This window comes from Paracoccus litorisediminis (assembly GCF_009711205.1).
GTDB lineage: Bacteria > Pseudomonadota > Alphaproteobacteria > Rhodobacterales > Rhodobacteraceae > Paracoccus > Paracoccus litorisediminis.
Map to the genome: position 1 here is coordinate 86,103 of NZ_WMIG01000015.1, position 15,584 is coordinate 101,686.

13 protein-coding genes are annotated in these 15,584 nt (G+C 65.3%); 8 read left to right on the forward strand and 5 right to left on the reverse strand.

What is annotated here, in order from left to right; all coding sequences use genetic code 11:
* The first annotated feature begins 45 nt into the window (after window positions 1-45).
* Window positions 46-1,068, forward strand: coding sequence for a LacI family DNA-binding transcriptional regulator (locus GL300_RS19465; RefSeq protein ID WP_155041357.1), 1,023 nt, complete (start codon window positions 46-48; stop codon window positions 1,066-1,068).
* 9 nt (window positions 1,069-1,077) lie between these two features.
* On the opposite strand, the gene GL300_RS19470 is transcribed toward GL300_RS19465, so the two are convergent.
* Both GL300_RS19470 and GL300_RS19475 read right to left on the reverse strand, forming a co-directional pair.
* Window positions 1,078-1,647: a UbiX family flavin prenyltransferase gene (locus GL300_RS19470; protein WP_155041358.1), complete on the reverse strand. Its 570-nt coding sequence runs from the start codon at window positions 1,645-1,647 to the stop codon at window positions 1,078-1,080.
* On the reverse strand, window positions 1,644-3,113 hold the full coding sequence (locus tag GL300_RS19475; RefSeq protein WP_155041359.1) for a UbiD family decarboxylase: 1,470 nt from the start codon (window positions 3,111-3,113) through the stop codon (window positions 1,644-1,646). Before GL300_RS19475 ends, GL300_RS19470 begins: the two co-directional genes overlap by 4 nt.
* Before the next feature lie 150 nt (window positions 3,114-3,263).
* Between GL300_RS19475 and ubiT the strand changes: the two genes are divergently transcribed.
* The 4 genes from ubiT to GL300_RS19495 all read left to right on the forward strand — a co-directional run bounded on the left by ubiT (window position 3,264) and on the right by GL300_RS19495 (window position 6,178).
* Window positions 3,264-3,746 carry a ubiquinone anaerobic biosynthesis accessory factor UbiT gene (gene ubiT / locus GL300_RS19480; RefSeq protein ID WP_246195257.1) on the forward strand — a complete coding sequence of 161 codons (483 nt, stop codon included), beginning with the start codon at window positions 3,264-3,266 and terminating at the stop codon, window positions 3,744-3,746.
* Window positions 3,747-3,751: 5 nt separating this feature from the next.
* Window positions 3,752-4,747 carry a ubiquinone anaerobic biosynthesis protein UbiU gene (gene ubiU, locus GL300_RS19485; protein ID WP_155041374.1) on the forward strand — a complete coding sequence of 332 codons (996 nt, stop codon included), beginning with the start codon at window positions 3,752-3,754 and terminating at the stop codon, window positions 4,745-4,747.
* A gap of 2 nt (window positions 4,748-4,749) precedes the next feature.
* Window positions 4,750-5,640 carry a ubiquinone anaerobic biosynthesis protein UbiV gene (ubiV, locus tag GL300_RS19490; protein WP_155041361.1) on the forward strand — a complete coding sequence of 297 codons (891 nt, stop codon included), beginning with the start codon at window positions 4,750-4,752 and terminating at the stop codon, window positions 5,638-5,640.
* Between the two features lie 106 nt (window positions 5,641-5,746).
* Window positions 5,747-6,178, forward strand: coding sequence for an EamA family transporter (locus GL300_RS19495; RefSeq protein ID WP_155041362.1), 432 nt, complete (start codon window positions 5,747-5,749; stop codon window positions 6,176-6,178).
* A 9-nt stretch (window positions 6,179-6,187) separates the two neighbouring features.
* Here the strand turns inward: GL300_RS19495 and GL300_RS19500 are convergent, their stop codons facing one another.
* The 3 genes from GL300_RS19500 to GL300_RS19510 all read right to left on the reverse strand — a co-directional run bounded on the left by GL300_RS19500 (window position 6,188) and on the right by GL300_RS19510 (window position 13,273).
* Window positions 6,188-8,347: a cyclic nucleotide-binding domain-containing protein gene (locus GL300_RS19500; RefSeq protein ID WP_155041363.1), complete on the reverse strand. Its 2,160-nt coding sequence runs from the start codon at window positions 8,345-8,347 to the stop codon at window positions 6,188-6,190.
* Between the two features lie 153 nt (window positions 8,348-8,500).
* Window positions 8,501-9,970 carry an FAD-dependent oxidoreductase gene (locus GL300_RS19505; RefSeq protein ID WP_155041364.1) on the reverse strand — a complete coding sequence of 490 codons (1,470 nt, stop codon included), beginning with the start codon at window positions 9,968-9,970 and terminating at the stop codon, window positions 8,501-8,503.
* Window positions 9,971-10,012: 42 nt separating this feature from the next.
* Window positions 10,013-13,273: an adenylate/guanylate cyclase domain-containing protein gene (locus GL300_RS19510; RefSeq protein ID WP_170297731.1), complete on the reverse strand. Its 3,261-nt coding sequence runs from the start codon at window positions 13,271-13,273 to the stop codon at window positions 10,013-10,015.
* 228 nt (window positions 13,274-13,501) lie between these two features.
* Here GL300_RS19510 and GL300_RS19515 point away from each other — a divergent pair, with 228 nt between their 5' ends.
* The 3 genes from GL300_RS19515 to GL300_RS19525 all read left to right on the forward strand — a co-directional run.
* Window positions 13,502-13,906, forward strand: coding sequence for a DUF983 domain-containing protein (locus tag GL300_RS19515; protein ID WP_246195258.1), 405 nt, complete (start codon window positions 13,502-13,504; stop codon window positions 13,904-13,906).
* Between the two features lie 44 nt (window positions 13,907-13,950).
* Window positions 13,951-15,327 (forward strand): aminotransferase-like domain-containing protein, encoded by a 1,377-nt coding sequence (locus GL300_RS19520; RefSeq protein ID WP_155041366.1) that lies wholly within the window; start codon window positions 13,951-13,953, stop codon window positions 15,325-15,327.
* 105 nt (window positions 15,328-15,432) lie between these two features.
* On the forward strand, window positions 15,433-15,584 hold a 152-nt coding region (locus GL300_RS19525), incomplete at its 3' end, for a cytochrome ubiquinol oxidase subunit I (protein WP_211595236.1).

The following is a 15,584-nucleotide window of genomic DNA, read 5'->3' on the forward strand; positions in this document are numbered from 1 at the left end:
ACGTCTGTCATTCCGATTGGAATCTTTGGACGCGGAGGAGAGATCATGCGAAACCCGACGCTGCATGACGTGGCGCGGGCGGCAGGCGTCAGCTATTCGACCGCCGACCGCGTCCTGAACCGGCGTGGCGGGGTGGCCGAAAAGTCGGTCCTGCGCGTCCAGCACGCCATTGATGAACTGGGCTACCAGCGCGACATCCATGCAGCGAACCTGTCGCGGCGGCGCAGCTATGTCTTTCGCTTCTATCTGCCGCAGGGGGATCACAGCTTCTTCACCGTGCTGCGTCAGGTGGTCGAGGCGCAGGCCGCGCAGCGTCTGGCCGAGCGCATGCAGATCCAGATCCATGACGTGCCGCCGCTGGATGCCGATGCACTGGCGGCCGAACTGTCGCGGATCGAGGCCGGGGATTGCGATTGCGTCGGCATCATCGGCAGCGACTCGGGCGCGCTGACGGCTGCGGTCGAACGGCTGCAGGCCATGCGCATTCCGGTCGTGACGCTGGTTTCCGACGCCGCGGTCGAGGCGCGGATGCTATATGTCGGGATCGACAATGTCGCCGCGGGCCGGACCGCAGGCCGGTTGCTGCGCCTGGCGCATGGGCGCGGTCCGGGTCGGGTGCTGCCGATCCTTGGCGCGCTTGCCTCTCGCGATCACCGCGACCGGCTGAAGGGGGCGCATGAGGTCCTGACCGAGCCGGGGCGGCATCTGCATCTGCTGCCCCCGATCGAGGTTCAGGACCGGTCCGACATCCTGCGTCAGAAGCTTGCGGCAATGCTGGCCGCAGACCCGCAGATCACTGGCATCTATTCCATCGGCGCAGGCAATCGCGCGCTGATCGCCATGCTGCGCGACATGCCGACCCCGCGCCCCTTCGTCGTGCTGCACGAGTTGACCGCCCATACCCGCGCGGCGCTGGAAGCCGACCTGATCGACGCGGTCATCGACCAGAACCCGGACGTGGAAATCACCCTTGCCCTGCAGGCCATGAAAGCCATCGCCGATGAGTTGCCCGCGACACCCCCCGAGGTGAACCCGACCATCTATCTGCGGGACAATCTGCCCCGCTAGCACAAACCGTCAGCCGTTCTGCCCAGGCACCCATGCCCTTGCCTGCGGCGGGGCAAGGCGCAGCAGGTCGACGGCGCGGGCGGCAATCTGGGCGGTGACCTCGGCAAGGCTGGCCGTGCGCAGATAGAAGGCGGGAACCGGCGGCAGGATCACCGCGCCCATCTCGGCGGCGGCGGTCATGTTGCGCAGATGCGCCAGCGTCAGCGGAGCCTCGCGCGTCAACAGGATCAGCGGGCGGCGTTCCTTAAGCTGCACCCCGGCGGCGCGGGTCAGCAGGTTATCGTCAAACCCATGGGCGATGGCGGCAAGGCTGCGCATTGAGCAAGGCGCAACGATCATCCCCGCGACCGGGCAGGAGCCCGAGGCGATTTCCGCCCCCAGATCGCCGCGCGGATGCACGCGCGCCGCCATCGCGCACAGGCGCTCGTAGGCATCGGGGCCGATTTCCTCGGCCAAGGTGCGTTCGGCCATGGCCGACAGGACCAGATCGATACTGACCCCGGCGCGGGTCAGCGCCTCGGCGCAATCCATTGCCAGCGCGGCGCCCGATGCACCGGAAACACCCAGCACCACCCTCATGGCATGATCCCTTTCAGCAGCTTTGCGGCCCATGCCTCATGCGTGGGGTCCAGATGCATTTCCCGGCCCCATTCGCGAGTCGTCTCGCTGCCGATCTTGGTGGTGGCGTCGATCCCGATCTTGCCCGCCAACCCTTCCAGCGGCGAGGCAAAGTCCAGATAATCCATCGGCGTGCGGTCCAGCAGCATGACATCCCGCGCCGGGTCCATGCGGGTCGCCAAGGCCCACGCGATGTCGTCCCAGTTGCGGATGTCCAGATCGCCATCCACGACCACCACCAGCTTGGTATAGGAAAATTGCGGCAGCATCCCCCATAGCGCCATCATCACCCGCCGCGCCTGTCCGGGGTAACGCTTGTCGATCCTGACCAACGCCATGCGATAGGAACAGGCGGCAGGCGGCAGCCACAGATCCTGCACCTCGGGGATCTGGGCGCGGATCACCGGCAGGGCGAGTTCGTTGAAGACCTCTCCGATGACCGAGGGCTCATCCGGCGGCCTGCCAGTGACGGTGGTCAGGTAAAGCGGATCGCGGCGGCAGGTGATCGCGCTGACCCGCATCACCGGAAACGGCTCAACGGCGTTGTAATAGCCGGTATGATCGCCAAAGGGGCCTTCGGGGGCGGTCTCGGCCGGGTCGATCCAGCCCTCGACGATGATCTCGGCACGGGCCGGAACCATGAGCGGGACGATCCGCGCCGCAACCAACTCGGTCCGCTGGCCGCGTAGCACACCGGAAAATCCCAGCTCGGACACGGTTTCGGGCAAGGGCAGCGCCGCCGCCAGCAGCAGCGCCGGGTCGGCGCCAAGGGCGATCGCCACCGGCATGGGCGCGTTGGTCCGCTGCCAGCTGCGGTGATGCGCAGCGCCGCCGCGATGGGCCAACCAGCGCATGATCAGCCGGTCCGGCCCCAGCACCTGCGCCCGGTAGACGCCCAGATTGTAGCGCGCCACATCGGCTGCCGCGCTGTCCTGCGGGCGGGTGATCACCACCGGCCATGTGATCAGCGGGCCTGCATCCTCGGGCCAAGGGGTCTGGACCGGCAGCGCATCAAGACCGCCCAGTTCCTGATCCTGCGCGGGGGCATGGCGCAGCACCCTTGGCCGCGCGGCAAGCGCCGCCCGCAGCATCGGCCAGCGCGACAGCGCATCGCGCATGCTCTCGGGCGAGGCCGGGCTGCGCAGGCTGGCCAGAAAGCTGCCAAAGGCGGGGATTTCATCGGGCAGCAGCCCCAGTCCGGCGGCGACCCTTTCGCGCGTGCCGAACAGGTTCGTCACCACCGGCATAGGCGGCCCGTCATGGCCCTCCAGCCGCAGGACTGGACCGCCCGCCCGCAAGGCTGCCAGTTGCAGGGCCGTCATTTCGTGCCGCAAGGAGATCGGGTCGGGGATGCGCGCCAGATCGCCGCGCCCCTCGACAAAGGTCAGAAAGCCCCGCAGATCGGGAAAGGCAGGAAGGCTGCGCATCGGCGGCTCCATTATCGTGATGCCGTGCTGTCTAGAGACTGAAAACCGGCACAAACTTGACATATGTCAATTGTGGCGCGGTTTTGCCGATCTAGCCTTGCGGGCATGATAGCTCAAAGACCCCTTCCCCCGCCCTTTCGTCATCTGCCGATGCCAGTCCCGGCAGCCTCGGTCATCGGCTTTGCCCTGTCGCGGCTGCTGCGCCGGATCGCGGCGCATAAGCCCGCCATCCTTGGCCGTCTGGGCGCGTATCAAAGCGCGCGCTTCCTGATCGACGTGATCGACGGCCCCGCGCTTTTGCTGATCGAGCCGCAGGCGCAGCGCATTACCGCATGGTCGCGCAAGCGTCCCCTGCCCCCGCATGATGCGGCGATCCGGGGCCAGCTGGCTGCCTTTCTGGCCATGCTTCATGGCAGCGAGGATGGCGATGCGCTGTTCTTTTCGGGCGATCTGGAAATCGCGGGCGACACCTCGGCGGTGCTGGCGTTCCGCAATGCCCTGGACGACGCCGAGCTGGACCTGACCGAGGAACTGGCCACCCTGTCCCGCAGCCCCTTTGACGGCTGGCTGCGCCGTGCTTTCGCGCTGGCGGAATCCCGCACCGGCTATCCGCTGACCCGGCAGGAGATCTGATGATGATGGAACTGGTCTGTCCGGCGGGCACACCTGCCGCCTTGCGCGCTGCGGTCGAGGCGGGCGCACATACCGTCTATTGCGGCTTTGCCGATGAAACCAATGCCCGCAATTTCCCCGGTCTCAATTTCTCGCGCGAGGAAATGGCCGAAGGCATCGCCTATGCCAAGGCGCGCGGCGCCAAGGTGCTGGTCGCGATCAACACCTTCCCGCGTGCGGGCGCACAGGCGCTGTGGCACCGGGCCGTGGCCGATGCCAAGGACGCAGGCGCACATGCTGTCATCCTTGCCGATCCCGGCCTGATCGCGCATGCCGCCGAAACCCATCCTGATCTGCGGCTGCATCTGTCGGTACAGGCAGCGGCCGCCAATCCGGATGCGATCAACCTGTATGCGGAATCCTTCGGCATCCGCCGCGTGGTGCTGCCCCGCGTGTTGACGGTCGAGGAAATCACCGCAATCAACCGCGAAATCGATATCGAGACCGAAGTGTTTGCCTTTGGCGGGCTTTGCGTCATGGCCGAGGGGCGGTGTTCACTGTCGTCATGGGCCACCGGCCTGTCGCCGAACATGAATGGCGTCTGCTCTCCGGCCAGCCATGTCGCTTATGTCGAACAGGACGGCCAGAATGAGGCGCGTTTGGGCGGCTACCTGATCCACCGCACGCCCAAGGGCGCACCCGCCCCCTATCCGACGCTGTGCAAGGGCTGCTTCACCGCCCCCGCCACCGCCAGCGGTCCGGCCCAGACCGGGCATCTGTTCGAGGACCCGGTCAGTCTGGATGCCACCGAACTGATCCCCAGATTGCAAAAGGCAGGCGTCACCGCGTTGAAGATCGAGGGGCGGCAACGCAGCCGCGCCTATGTCGCGCAGGTGGTCCGGGCATTCCGCGCCGCTGTTGAGGCCGCCGAGACCGGGGCACCCATGCCCACCGGTTTGCTGGCCCGCCTGACCGAGGGCCAATCCGCCACCACCGGCGCCTATGCCAAGACCTGGAGATGAGCATGGACCTGACCATCGGACCCATCGCGTTTTTCTGGCCCGCCGCGCAGCTGCGCGATTTCTATCAGATGATCGCCGCCACCCACGCGCGCCGGGTGGTGATCGGCGAATGGGTATGCTCGAAGCGCCTGCCCTTCTGGCAGAACGAAATCCCGCAGGCCATCGAATGCCTGACCGCAGCGGGAAAAGAGGTCAGCCTGTCGACGCTGGCGCTGATCACGCTCAAGCGCGAAAGGCGGCAGGCCGAGGAATTGTTTGCCTCGGGCGTGCCGGTCGAGATCGCCGATCTGGGCGTGCTGAAATATCTGCCCGAGGGCGCGGCGTTTCAGGTCGGCCCGACGGTGAATGTCTATAACGAAGGCACGCTGGAATGGCTGGCGCGAAAAGGCGCAACGCGCATCTGCCTGCCGCCGGAACTGCCGCTGGCCTCGGTCACGACGCTGGCTCAGGCCGGGCTGGCCGCCGGGGTCGCGGTGGAGGTCTGGGGCCATGGCCGGGCGCCGCTGGCGATCTCGGGGCGGTGTTATCACGCAAGGCTGCATGAGCGCGCCAAGGACAATTGCCAGTTCGTCTGCGGCGAGGACCCCGACGGGCGCGATGTCGAGACATTGGACGGCCAAAGCTTCCTGACCGTGAACGGCGTGCAGACCCTTGGCCACGCCCATACCACCGTGGCGCTGCAAATGGCGGAACTTCAGGCGGCCGGGGTCGCATCCCTGCGCCTGTCGCCCCATCCGGGGGATTTCGCTGCCATCGTCGATCTTTACGACCGGGCGCTGCAAGGCCTGACCCCCGGCTCCGAAACCATGACCAGACTGCGGGAATTGATGCCGCAGGCCAGCTTCGCCGATGGCTTTCTGGATGGACAGCCGGGGCTGCGAGAGGCGGGTTAAGGACCGCCCAGCGGAAGGGATCAGGTTGCCTCTGTCGTTCTGATCGTTTTTCGGGACTATGGGCGTGGAAAGCGGGACTGACCCGCCATGGGCCAAAAGGTGCGACATGAGGCTTTTCGACAGCTGGCAGATCTGGGCGCTGCTATCGGCGATGTTCGCGGCGCTGACCGCGATCTTTGCCAAGGTCGGGATCGAGAACGTCAATTCCGACTACGCGACCTTTGTCCGAACCGTGGTCATCCTGCTGGCAGCCGGCGGCATCGTCCTTGCCACCGGCCAATGGATGGACCCGGCGACGATCTCGGGGCGGACATGGCTGTTCCTGATCCTGTCGGGATTGGCCACGGGCCTGTCATGGCTGTGCTATTTCCGCGCCCTCAAGCTGGGCCAGGCGGCGCAGGTCGCGCCCGTCGACAAGCTGAGCGTGGTGCTGGTCGCCATCATCGCGGCGCTGTTTCTGGGCGAGCGGATGTCCATGACCGGCTGGGCGGGGGTGGCGATGATCGCCTGCGGCGCGATCCTTGTCGCGCTGAAGTAACCGCGCCCCTCAGCCCAGCAGCCGGTTCGCGCGGACCAGCTTTTCACCCAGACCGCGTGCCAGCCAGCGATGGATCGCGAATGCCGTGGCGGGGTCGCTCGCCTCCAGATCACGCAGATCCTGCGCGGCAAAGCACAGCAGGCGGCAAGGTGCATCCGCGCGGATCTCGGCACTGCGCGGGCCTGCGGTATATAGCGCGATCTCGCCCACCAGATTTCCGGGCGCAAGCGAGCGCAGCCGCTTTGGCCCTGTCGTAGTCCGCGCGAAAACGCCAAGCTGGCCGGATTGCAGATACCAGACCTCGTCGCCGGCGCTGCCCTCGGTGACCAGCAGATCGCCCTGCGCCAGAGCCACCGCCTTGAAGAAGCCCGGCGGCGCGTCGGGCAGGTCGGTCGCGCCATGGGCAAGCGCCTCGGGCGGGGCATGGGCCAGCAGAAGGGTTTCGGCCGCCTCCAGCGCCGTGGCCACATCCGGTGCCAGCCGCAACTGGGCATGGATGTCGAAATCCCGGTCCCAGGCCCGCAAGGCGCGCAGGCAATCGGCATTCAGCCCGGCCAGCCAGCAGGTCACATCCCGGTCGCCCAGTTGCAGCAAAATCCGCATCAAGGCGGCGCAGGCCGCCCCGTCCAGCCCGCTGACCGACGAAAAATCAAGGATCAGTTGCCGTGGCAATCCCTGCCCCGCCGCATCCGGCCATTTCAGCCCCCGGATTTCCTTCCGCAGCAGATCGACGCGACCAAAATAGATATGGCCAAACAGCGTCAGCCCCTGAATGGCCGCGCCCTGACCGGACAACCACAGCTCGGCCGAGGGCGCCCGGTCCAGCGGCGAGCGGCGCTCACGCGCGGACCAACGGGCGCTGACCAGCGGGGTGCGGCCATAGGCCATGGCAAAGCTGAGCGCCGAGAGCAGAATGCCCAGCCCGATGGCGGCAAGGATGTCGACAAGGCAGGCCACGGCGACCACGGCAATCACCACGCACCATTCCAGTCTGTCGATCTGGCGGCGCACCGACCACAGCCAATCCGCAACCAGACCATAACCGATGAACAGCAGAATACCGGTGCTGACGAAGACCGGGAAATAGGGGATCAGCCAGCCCATGAAGACGCAGCCGGTCAGCGCGGCCAGCCCATAGCCCAGTCCGACGCTGTTGCGCCGCAATCCAAGGCTGTTGGTCAGCGCGGTGGTCGGGCTATCGGCATAGCTGACCAGCCCGCCGAACAGCCCGATCAGGATATTCGCGCCCCCCGCCAGCCGGGTTTCATGGTCGAAATCGACATCGCGGCGGCTGTCCAGCTCAATCCCGCTGAGGTTCAGCACCACGCTGAGGACATTCAGCAGCACCACGACCAGAATCGCTCCGGACGACCCCAGCAGCACCGCAACGTCGATCTGCCCAAGTGCCAGCACAGGCTGGTCCGTCGTATCGAAGGAAACCAGCTGACCCGATGCCACCAGACCCGCGATATCCTGACCCAGCACTGCCTGTACGATCCAGAATCCGGCGACCGCCGCCACCAAGACCGTCAGAAACCCCAGCGCCGTGCGCAGGTGCTGGCCGGAAAGCGCCAGCAGCAGGGCAAGGCCGATGGCGGGCAGCAGCACCTTGATCTTGTCGGCATCAAGGCCCCCGCGCCACGCCTGCCAAGGGCTGCCGCCCAGAACAAGCTCGATCGCGGCGATGATCAGCAGCAACCCGCAAGCGGCCAGAAACCCGCAGGACACCGCAAAGGGCAGCAGCCGGGCAAAGCGCGTCAACCGCAGCTTGCCCAGCAGCAGCAAGGCGATCCCGGTCAGCGTCGTCGAAATGCCCATGACGGCGATAGCGGTGACCAGCGCCGCCGCCGGCCCTCCGGTCGTGGCCGCCGCGGCCGAGGCCATCGCGGCGGCAAGCACCGCGATCGAGGCATCCTGCGCGGTTCCCAGTGCGCCTGGAATCCGGCTGAACAGCGCCGTCGAAAACGCCGATACCGCAGTCGAAAACAGCAGGATCAGCGTGCCGGAACCCAGTCCCGTCGCCAATGCCCCCGCGAAGCAAAGCGAGGCCAGCGCATAGCTTTCCCCCACGGAATCAAGCCCAAGCAGAAACCCCGCCACGATGCTGGACATGCGGCCCGGCGCTTTGGGCAGGCTGGTCGCGGCGGCAGGGCGGGCGGGCAGATCCATCGGCCGGGGTTCGTTCCAGAATGATGGGAAAGGTCTAGAAAACCCGGTCGGCTGTCCGACCGGCCCGGAAATGATACACGGATTCCCGGATTTGCCTTTGGCAAACTGGCTCAGGAAACCCGCCAGTCAGGAACTGCCCTTTGCCGATGCGGATCAGCCGGGTTGCATGTTCCGGTGCAGCCGCGCGCCAGCCAGCTCAGCAAAGTCCAGTGCCTTGAGCTTTTCGTGGTGTTCGGTCTCGCCAAGGATCAGCTTGGCGACATCCTGACCCTGAACCCAGCATTCCTCATGCAGGCCCGCGCCCTGCGTCCAGCCGCCAGCATAGTAGATGCCATTGACGCCCTGATTTTTCAGGCAGACCGCCTGAGCCTGCAAGGTGGCGAAATCAAGGATATTGTGGCGCAGGTTCTGCACCGCACGATTGCCCTGCGCATCCTTCAGGACCAGATCATCCGGGATCGGGCGATAGGGATTGACCGAAACAAAGAACAGCGGATAGCCGAACTTGTCATAAAACGGGTTCTGCGCATCGTTCTGGTGCCGGTTCGCGACATAGTTGATCGTATAGGGCATCTGCGCCACCGCGCCCGGCTGGTGGATCAGGATGTTGTAAGTCGACCAGGCATTGCAATTCACGGGCAGCAAACGGCTGTCGGTATGGGCCACCGAAATGCCGTTGGTATATTCGATCGAGGCCATGGCCGAGGCAACCTCGCCCGGCAGTCCCTGCTTGACCGCTATCAGTGAGGAATCGGCATGCGCCGCCAGCACCAGTTTCTTGGCCCTGAAAGGCTGCAAGGTCGGGGCAAGATCATTGCTGATCGTGAACAGCCCGTCCTCAAGGCTGGCCGAGGCCCGATAGTTTTGCACGAAGGTGATCTCGGGCATCGTCGCCGTCATATAGGCGACCAGTTGATTGATCCAACGCGACGCCCCGCCGACGAAATAGCACCTGTTGGCGGGTTTGCCGCCTGCGCCTTCCTGTATCGCGTAATAATGCATCACCGCCAGAAACGGCATGCCGCGCGGCCCAAGCTCGGTGACGAAATACATGCCGTTGATCCGGGGATAGATCACCTGCGGACCCAGCCGCGCATCCCATGGCGGGCTTCGCGTCGGCCCCACCATATCGATATATTCGCTGATCGTGGTCGTGGCGAATTTCCCGGCATTCTTGGTCGCGTCCACACCCGCAACCTGCATGAAATCGTTGACAGAGGCCGCCAGTGCCTTATCGATCGCCGTCCCCCACCATGCCGAGGCGCTGTCGGTAAAGCAGATGCTGCCATCCCCGGTCGAATAGCTGGTGGAATCCTCAAGCGGCAGATAGTCCGTGCCCGCCTTGAAGCCGATCTGGTTCATCACCGCCACGATGTTGGTATAGGCGGTCACGTTGAAATCATTGACGCCAAGATCGGCCCAGCGGTCGATCGTGCCATCGGGGCCATTGCCGAAGGTAAAGTCGAACGTGTCGACATTGCCGCCGAAACGATCGCTGGCCTCAAGGACAGTGATCCGCGGCACCGCCGAGGGGTTCTTCTGTCTGGCCGTCAGGATGATGTTCCACGCAGCTGCCAAACCGCCAATGCCGCCACCGATGATGGCAATATCCGTGTCATTCATTCCAGGTCCCTCCCTTGATTTGAATTCAAACGATGGAAAAGCTCAGGTGGTGATGCCGGTCACTTCAAGAATGGCGCGCCGGGTGGTCAGTTGCGCCGCAGCGCTGGCGCGATCGGCAATGTCATGCAGGGCCTGCCGGGCCGCGCCGTCGCCCTTGCCCCATGCCGCCAGCGCATGGCCAAAGCCGATATGCAAATCGGACCAAGGGGTTGGCTCGTCCTTGGTATAGGCGGCAAGGGCCGCTGCCTGCCGCCCCGCCCCGTCCCAATCGCCCGCCTGCGCACAGGCCCGGATCGCATAGGCGCGAAAGCGGTAATGGTTATGCCCGACGCAACCGCCCGCCAGCAGGGCCTCGCCCTCGGCCAGAGAGGTGCTGCGCTGGTCGGGATCGCAGCAGGTCATCGCATGCGAGGCCAGAACCCAGGGCCCGATGAAATTCATCGCCCCCATACTGCGGGCCTGCTCCAGCACATCGCAGGCCAGCGCATGCGCGGTGGGAACGTCGCCTTCGGACAGGCAGACGCGCACCAGCGTCTCGCGCAGGAAGGGCAGAAAGCGCGGGGCACCAAGTTCCTGCGCGGCCTCCAGCCCGCGTTCGATCTGCTGCCGGGCGGCGTCATGTTCGGCCATGGACTGATAGATCCAACCCGCTGTAAGGCGCGCGACGATCTCGGGGCGCAGCTGGCCGATCCGCTGGGCCAGCGTGGCGGAACGCAGCGCCTCGTCCAGCGCGGCGCGGGTTTCCAGCATGTAGATCTTGGTCGTGCCCAGCATGAAGCGATTGGCGCATTCGACGCTGCTCAGGGCATGCGCGTCGCAAAGCGCCAGACATTCCTCGAACACGCCATGGGCAAGATGCATCCGGCCCTGCGCGTAATAGGCATCGCCAAGGCCGCTCAGTGCGCGGGCCCGCAGTTCCGGGTGATCGGCGCGAACCGCATAGTCAAAGGCCTGACGATGCGCGGCAAGACAGCCACCGAAATCGCCGCGTGGAAAGCAAAGCCCGCCTTTCAAGTAATGCAGCCGGGCCAGATCGGGCAGGAATTCGGCCTCGGCATCGCGCATCAGGGTTTCGGTCTCGGCAATCATCGCGAAGGCATCGTCAATCCGGTCCAGAACCCGCATGGTCGAGACCAACCCGATCCGCGCCTTCAGCGCCGCAGCAGGCCCCTTCGCTTCGGCCAGTGCCGATTCAAAGGCGGCAATGGATTCCGGGCCACGCCCCAGATCGCGCAGCACATCGCCGCGCAGCAGCAGCAAGGGCACGCGGATATCGTCCCCGGCCAATGCCAATCCGCGATCGACAAGCGCGATGGCGCTGTCGCGGCGGTGCCGATCCAGCACCTCATTTGCGGCGGTCAGATAGGCGGCGGCGGCATCGGGGTCGGCCGCCTTCTCAAGATGCTCGGCATGAAGCAACCGATCATGGGGCGCGAACCAGTCGGCTGCGGCGCGATGCAGGCGGCGCAACTGGTCACGCAGGATCTGGGAATAGACCGCATCGCGGATCAGCGCGTGGTGGAACAGATAGCCGTCCTCATGCCGCCGGATCAGCGCGCTTCCCTCCAGCACCGCCAGATTGTCGATGCGGATTCCGGCAATCGCCGCCGCCGCCGCCATGTCGAAACGCTGCCCGATCACCGAGGCGGCAATCAGGATTCGGCGGTTGTCTTCGCTGAGCATGTCGACGCGGGACTGGATCAGGCCCTGAATCGTCTCGGGGACATTGGCTTCTTGCGGGTCCGAGCCGCTGCGCAGCAATTGTTCAAGGAAAAGCGGGTTGCCCTCGGCGCGGCGCACGCAGGCGACGACAAACTCACCCTGCGCCCCGTGCAGGGCAAGGCCAAGCTCCAGCCCCTCCTCGATGCTGATGGCGTTCAGGTCGATCTGCCGGACCTGCGCGTCAAGCCCGGCAAACAGTTCCTGCGGGTCGATCAGGCGTTCGGTGCGGCGCTCGGTCAGAATCAGGCAGACCCGCGCCTGCGGAACCGTCCCGGCCAGAACCGACAGGATGGCGCGGGTTTCCGCATCGGCCCAATGGATGTCCTCGACCACCAGCAGCAGCGGGCGGGCGCGGGCGCTGGCCTGAACCACGCGGGCGACGACCGCCCTGCGACCCTCGGCCAGGGCCGCGGAATCCAGCCCGGCGAAAAAGGCCTGCGCGGTTCCCGCAGGCACAAGCCCCAAGGCCAGCTCAAAGAACCGCGCCCCGGCCGGGTCCAGCGCGCCCTGACGCAGATATTCCTCGGTCCGCGCCCGGACGGCATCCGCGCTGGCATCGCGCGGCAGACCGGATAAGGCGGCAAGGATGTCACGGTCGACGCTGGCCTTTTCGCCCAGACCAAAGTCCAGAACCAACGTCCGGTGCGAGGCGAAACCGGCATCCTGCGCCATGGACAGGATCTGTTCGACCAAGGCGGTCTTGCCAATTCCGGCCTCACCACGAATATGCAGCACACCGCCCGGTGGGCCCGTCGCGCAAGCCCGCAGAAGGTTGTCTGCCAACGCGATTTCGGTCTTGCGACCAACGAAGCGGCTGGGTGCGGAGGCCGCCCGCAGCGCCCGGAAACGGTGGACAGGGACCGGGCCGTCAAAGCCCTGCACCTCGATCCGGCGTTCCTGATCGCAGATGATCCGACCTTCCAGCCCGCGATAGACGCGCTCAGAGATCAAGGTCTCGCCGGCCTCGGCATTGTCGGCAATGCGCGAGGCCAGATTGACCGAATCCCCGCTGACGGTAAAACCGATGCCGCCCAACTCGCCCAGACCGCCCTGCGCGAAAAGCACCTGTCCGACCGCGATGCCGATATGGATCGACAACTCGCGCCCTGTCCGCGCCGACAGCCCCGGCATGGCCGCATGCATGGCGATCGAGGCAGTCAGCGCGCGCTCGGCCTCATTGCCATGCGACCGCTCGGTGCCGAACACTGCCATGACGCAATCGCCGATATGGCTGACCGTGCCGCCCGTCTGCCGCAGGATCGCATCGAATTGCGAGAAGAACTCGGACAGCAGCACATGCATGTCCTCGCTGGGCAATTCGCGGGTCAGGCGCGTGTATCCGGTCAGGTCGGCAAACAGCACAACCACGGCGCGCAACTGTGCCTCGGCCGGTGTCCGGGCGACGGAGGCGATCGCGGCAAGGATCTGCTTGCGATGCCCAAGAGAACTGATGCCGATTTCCTTGAGATCGGCATCGGTCAGCGTGGCCAGCAGATCGTCGGTCAGGTGGTTGCGTTCGAAATGGGGCAGATAAAGCGACAGTTGCAATTCGCGAAGGAGACGCTCGACCAGAGGCATCATATCCCTCCGTAAGTTTCCGCGCGGGCCAACATCGTCTTTGTTGAATTTCATATCATTAGGTCAGGCCTGACGCTGGGGCAATTGTTTTAACCGCCCTGCTGGTCCGGCGCGGGATACAGACAATGCTGAATCCGTATGCTTAATATCCATACATTGATGATTGTATGCCCATACAATTCGCGTATGATCACCGCAAGCGAATCGAGCTGTCGCAGGGGATGATGTGCGATGATGAAGCAAGGACAGATGCTGGTTCAGGGCGCTGAAAACGTGAAGCCCGCAATGTTGCGGGGGGCTTGCCTGAAATGCCCACGCTGCGGCGAAGGCAGGATGTTTTCGGGCTATCTGAAGGTCGCAGCCAGTTGCGACGCTTGTGGATTGGACCTGACACCGCAGCGCGCGGATGACGGACCCGCTTATTTCGTGATTCTGATTGTCGCCCATCTGATCGGGTTTTCACTGCCGGTCATGTTCAACCTGATCGGCGACAGGCCGACGACGATCGCGGTCACTTTGGGCCTTGCCAGTATCGTGCTGTCTCTGGCCCTGCTGCCCCCTGTGAAGGGCAGCTTCGTCGCCTTTCAATGGGCCAAGGGCATGCACGGGTTTCAGCCCGGCACGCAGACGCAGTAGACCCATACAAACCAACAATACATCCATACAATACGAGTAACCCCATGTGGAAGCCGCGACTGATCGAAAACGCCCGGATGAAATATCTGGGCATCGTCGAGGCACTGGCGGAGGATATCCGCGCCGGGCGCATCGCGCCGGGCGAACGTGTGCCGCCCCAGCGCAGCGTCGCCGAGGCGCTTGACGTCGACCTGACCACCGTCACCCGCGCCTTCAACGAGGCGCGCCGCCAGGGGCTGGTTCAGGCGCAGGCAGGACGCGGCACCTTTGTCAGCGAGGCTTTGGACGGCAAAGCCGCGGATTTGGCGCAGCCGCTGATCGATCTCAGCATGAATATACCCTCGCAGCCAGCCGATGTCGATTTCCGCAAGCTGTTCCCGACCGGCATCGCAAGCATTCTGGGGGGCACGCAGGGCCTGCTGAGCCTGCACTATCAGGAAAGCACCGGGGCCGAGCCCGACCGCCGGGCCGCCGCAAACTGGCTGGGCGCGCGGATCGAAGGACTGTCCCCCGACCGTATCGTTTTGACCGGCGGGGCGCAAAGCGCGCTGTTTGCGGTCTGCGAATTGCTGCTGCGGCGTGGCGACGTGATCGCGGCGGGGGCGATGACCTATCCGGGGATCAAGGCCGTCGCCATCCAGAAGGGGCTGGAAATCGCCGCGCTGGACATGGACGATCAGGGCATCATTCCCGACGCGTTCGACCGCGCCTGTCGTGATCGTCACGTCAGGGCGCTGTATCTGATCCCCAGCATCGACAACCCGACCACCGCGACTTTGCCCGAGGATCGGCGCAGGGCCTTAGCCCAGATCGCGCGCCAGCACGGCGTCGCGATCATCGAGGATGACCCTTACACCCCGCTGTTGCCCGAACGCCGGGTGACGATGGCCGAGCTTGCCCCGGACCTGACCTGGCATATCGCGACCCTGTCGAAATGCGCCTCGCCCGCGCTGCGCGTCGCCTATGTCGTGGCCCCTGCGGCGACCCAAGCGCTGAGGCTGGCGGGCGTCCTGCGCGCCACCATCCTGATGGCCCCGCCGCTGATGTCGGCGCTGGCCAGTCGCTGGATCGCCGACGGCACGCTGGACCAGATCACCGCGGCGATCCGCGTCGAAAACGCCCTGCGCCAGAAGCTGGCGGGCTCGGTCCTGAAAGGCATGGATTTCGCCGCCGACCCGCATGGCCATCATCTGTGGCTGCGCCTGCCCAACCATTGGCGCGCGGCGGACTTTGCCGAACATGCCGACCGGGCCGGAGTCTCGGTCGTGCCGGGGCAGGTCTTTGCCACGGCCTCCCATCCGATCGAGGCAGTGCGCATCTCGCTGGGGGTGGCCCCGGATCGCGGCGATCTTGAGGACGGGCTGATGCTGCTGTCCGGCCTGATCGCGCAGCCCTCACTGGGCGCAAGGGCCGTCGTCTAGGCATCAAGGCCCGCCTCAGGGTTATTCTCCGGGGGTTTTCGCCCGCGTCTTATCTGTTCAGGCCGGTCCCCCGCGGGCCGACCCATTCATCAGGATTTTTCGGTCATGTTTACGCTGAGTGCGTTGGAGTTGGCGCGAGTTCAGTTTGGTTTCACGGTGTCGTTTCACATTGTGTTCCCGGCGATCACGATTGGTCTGGCGAGCTATCTGGCGGTGCTTGAGGGGTTGTGGCTGTGGACGCGGGACCGGGCCTATCT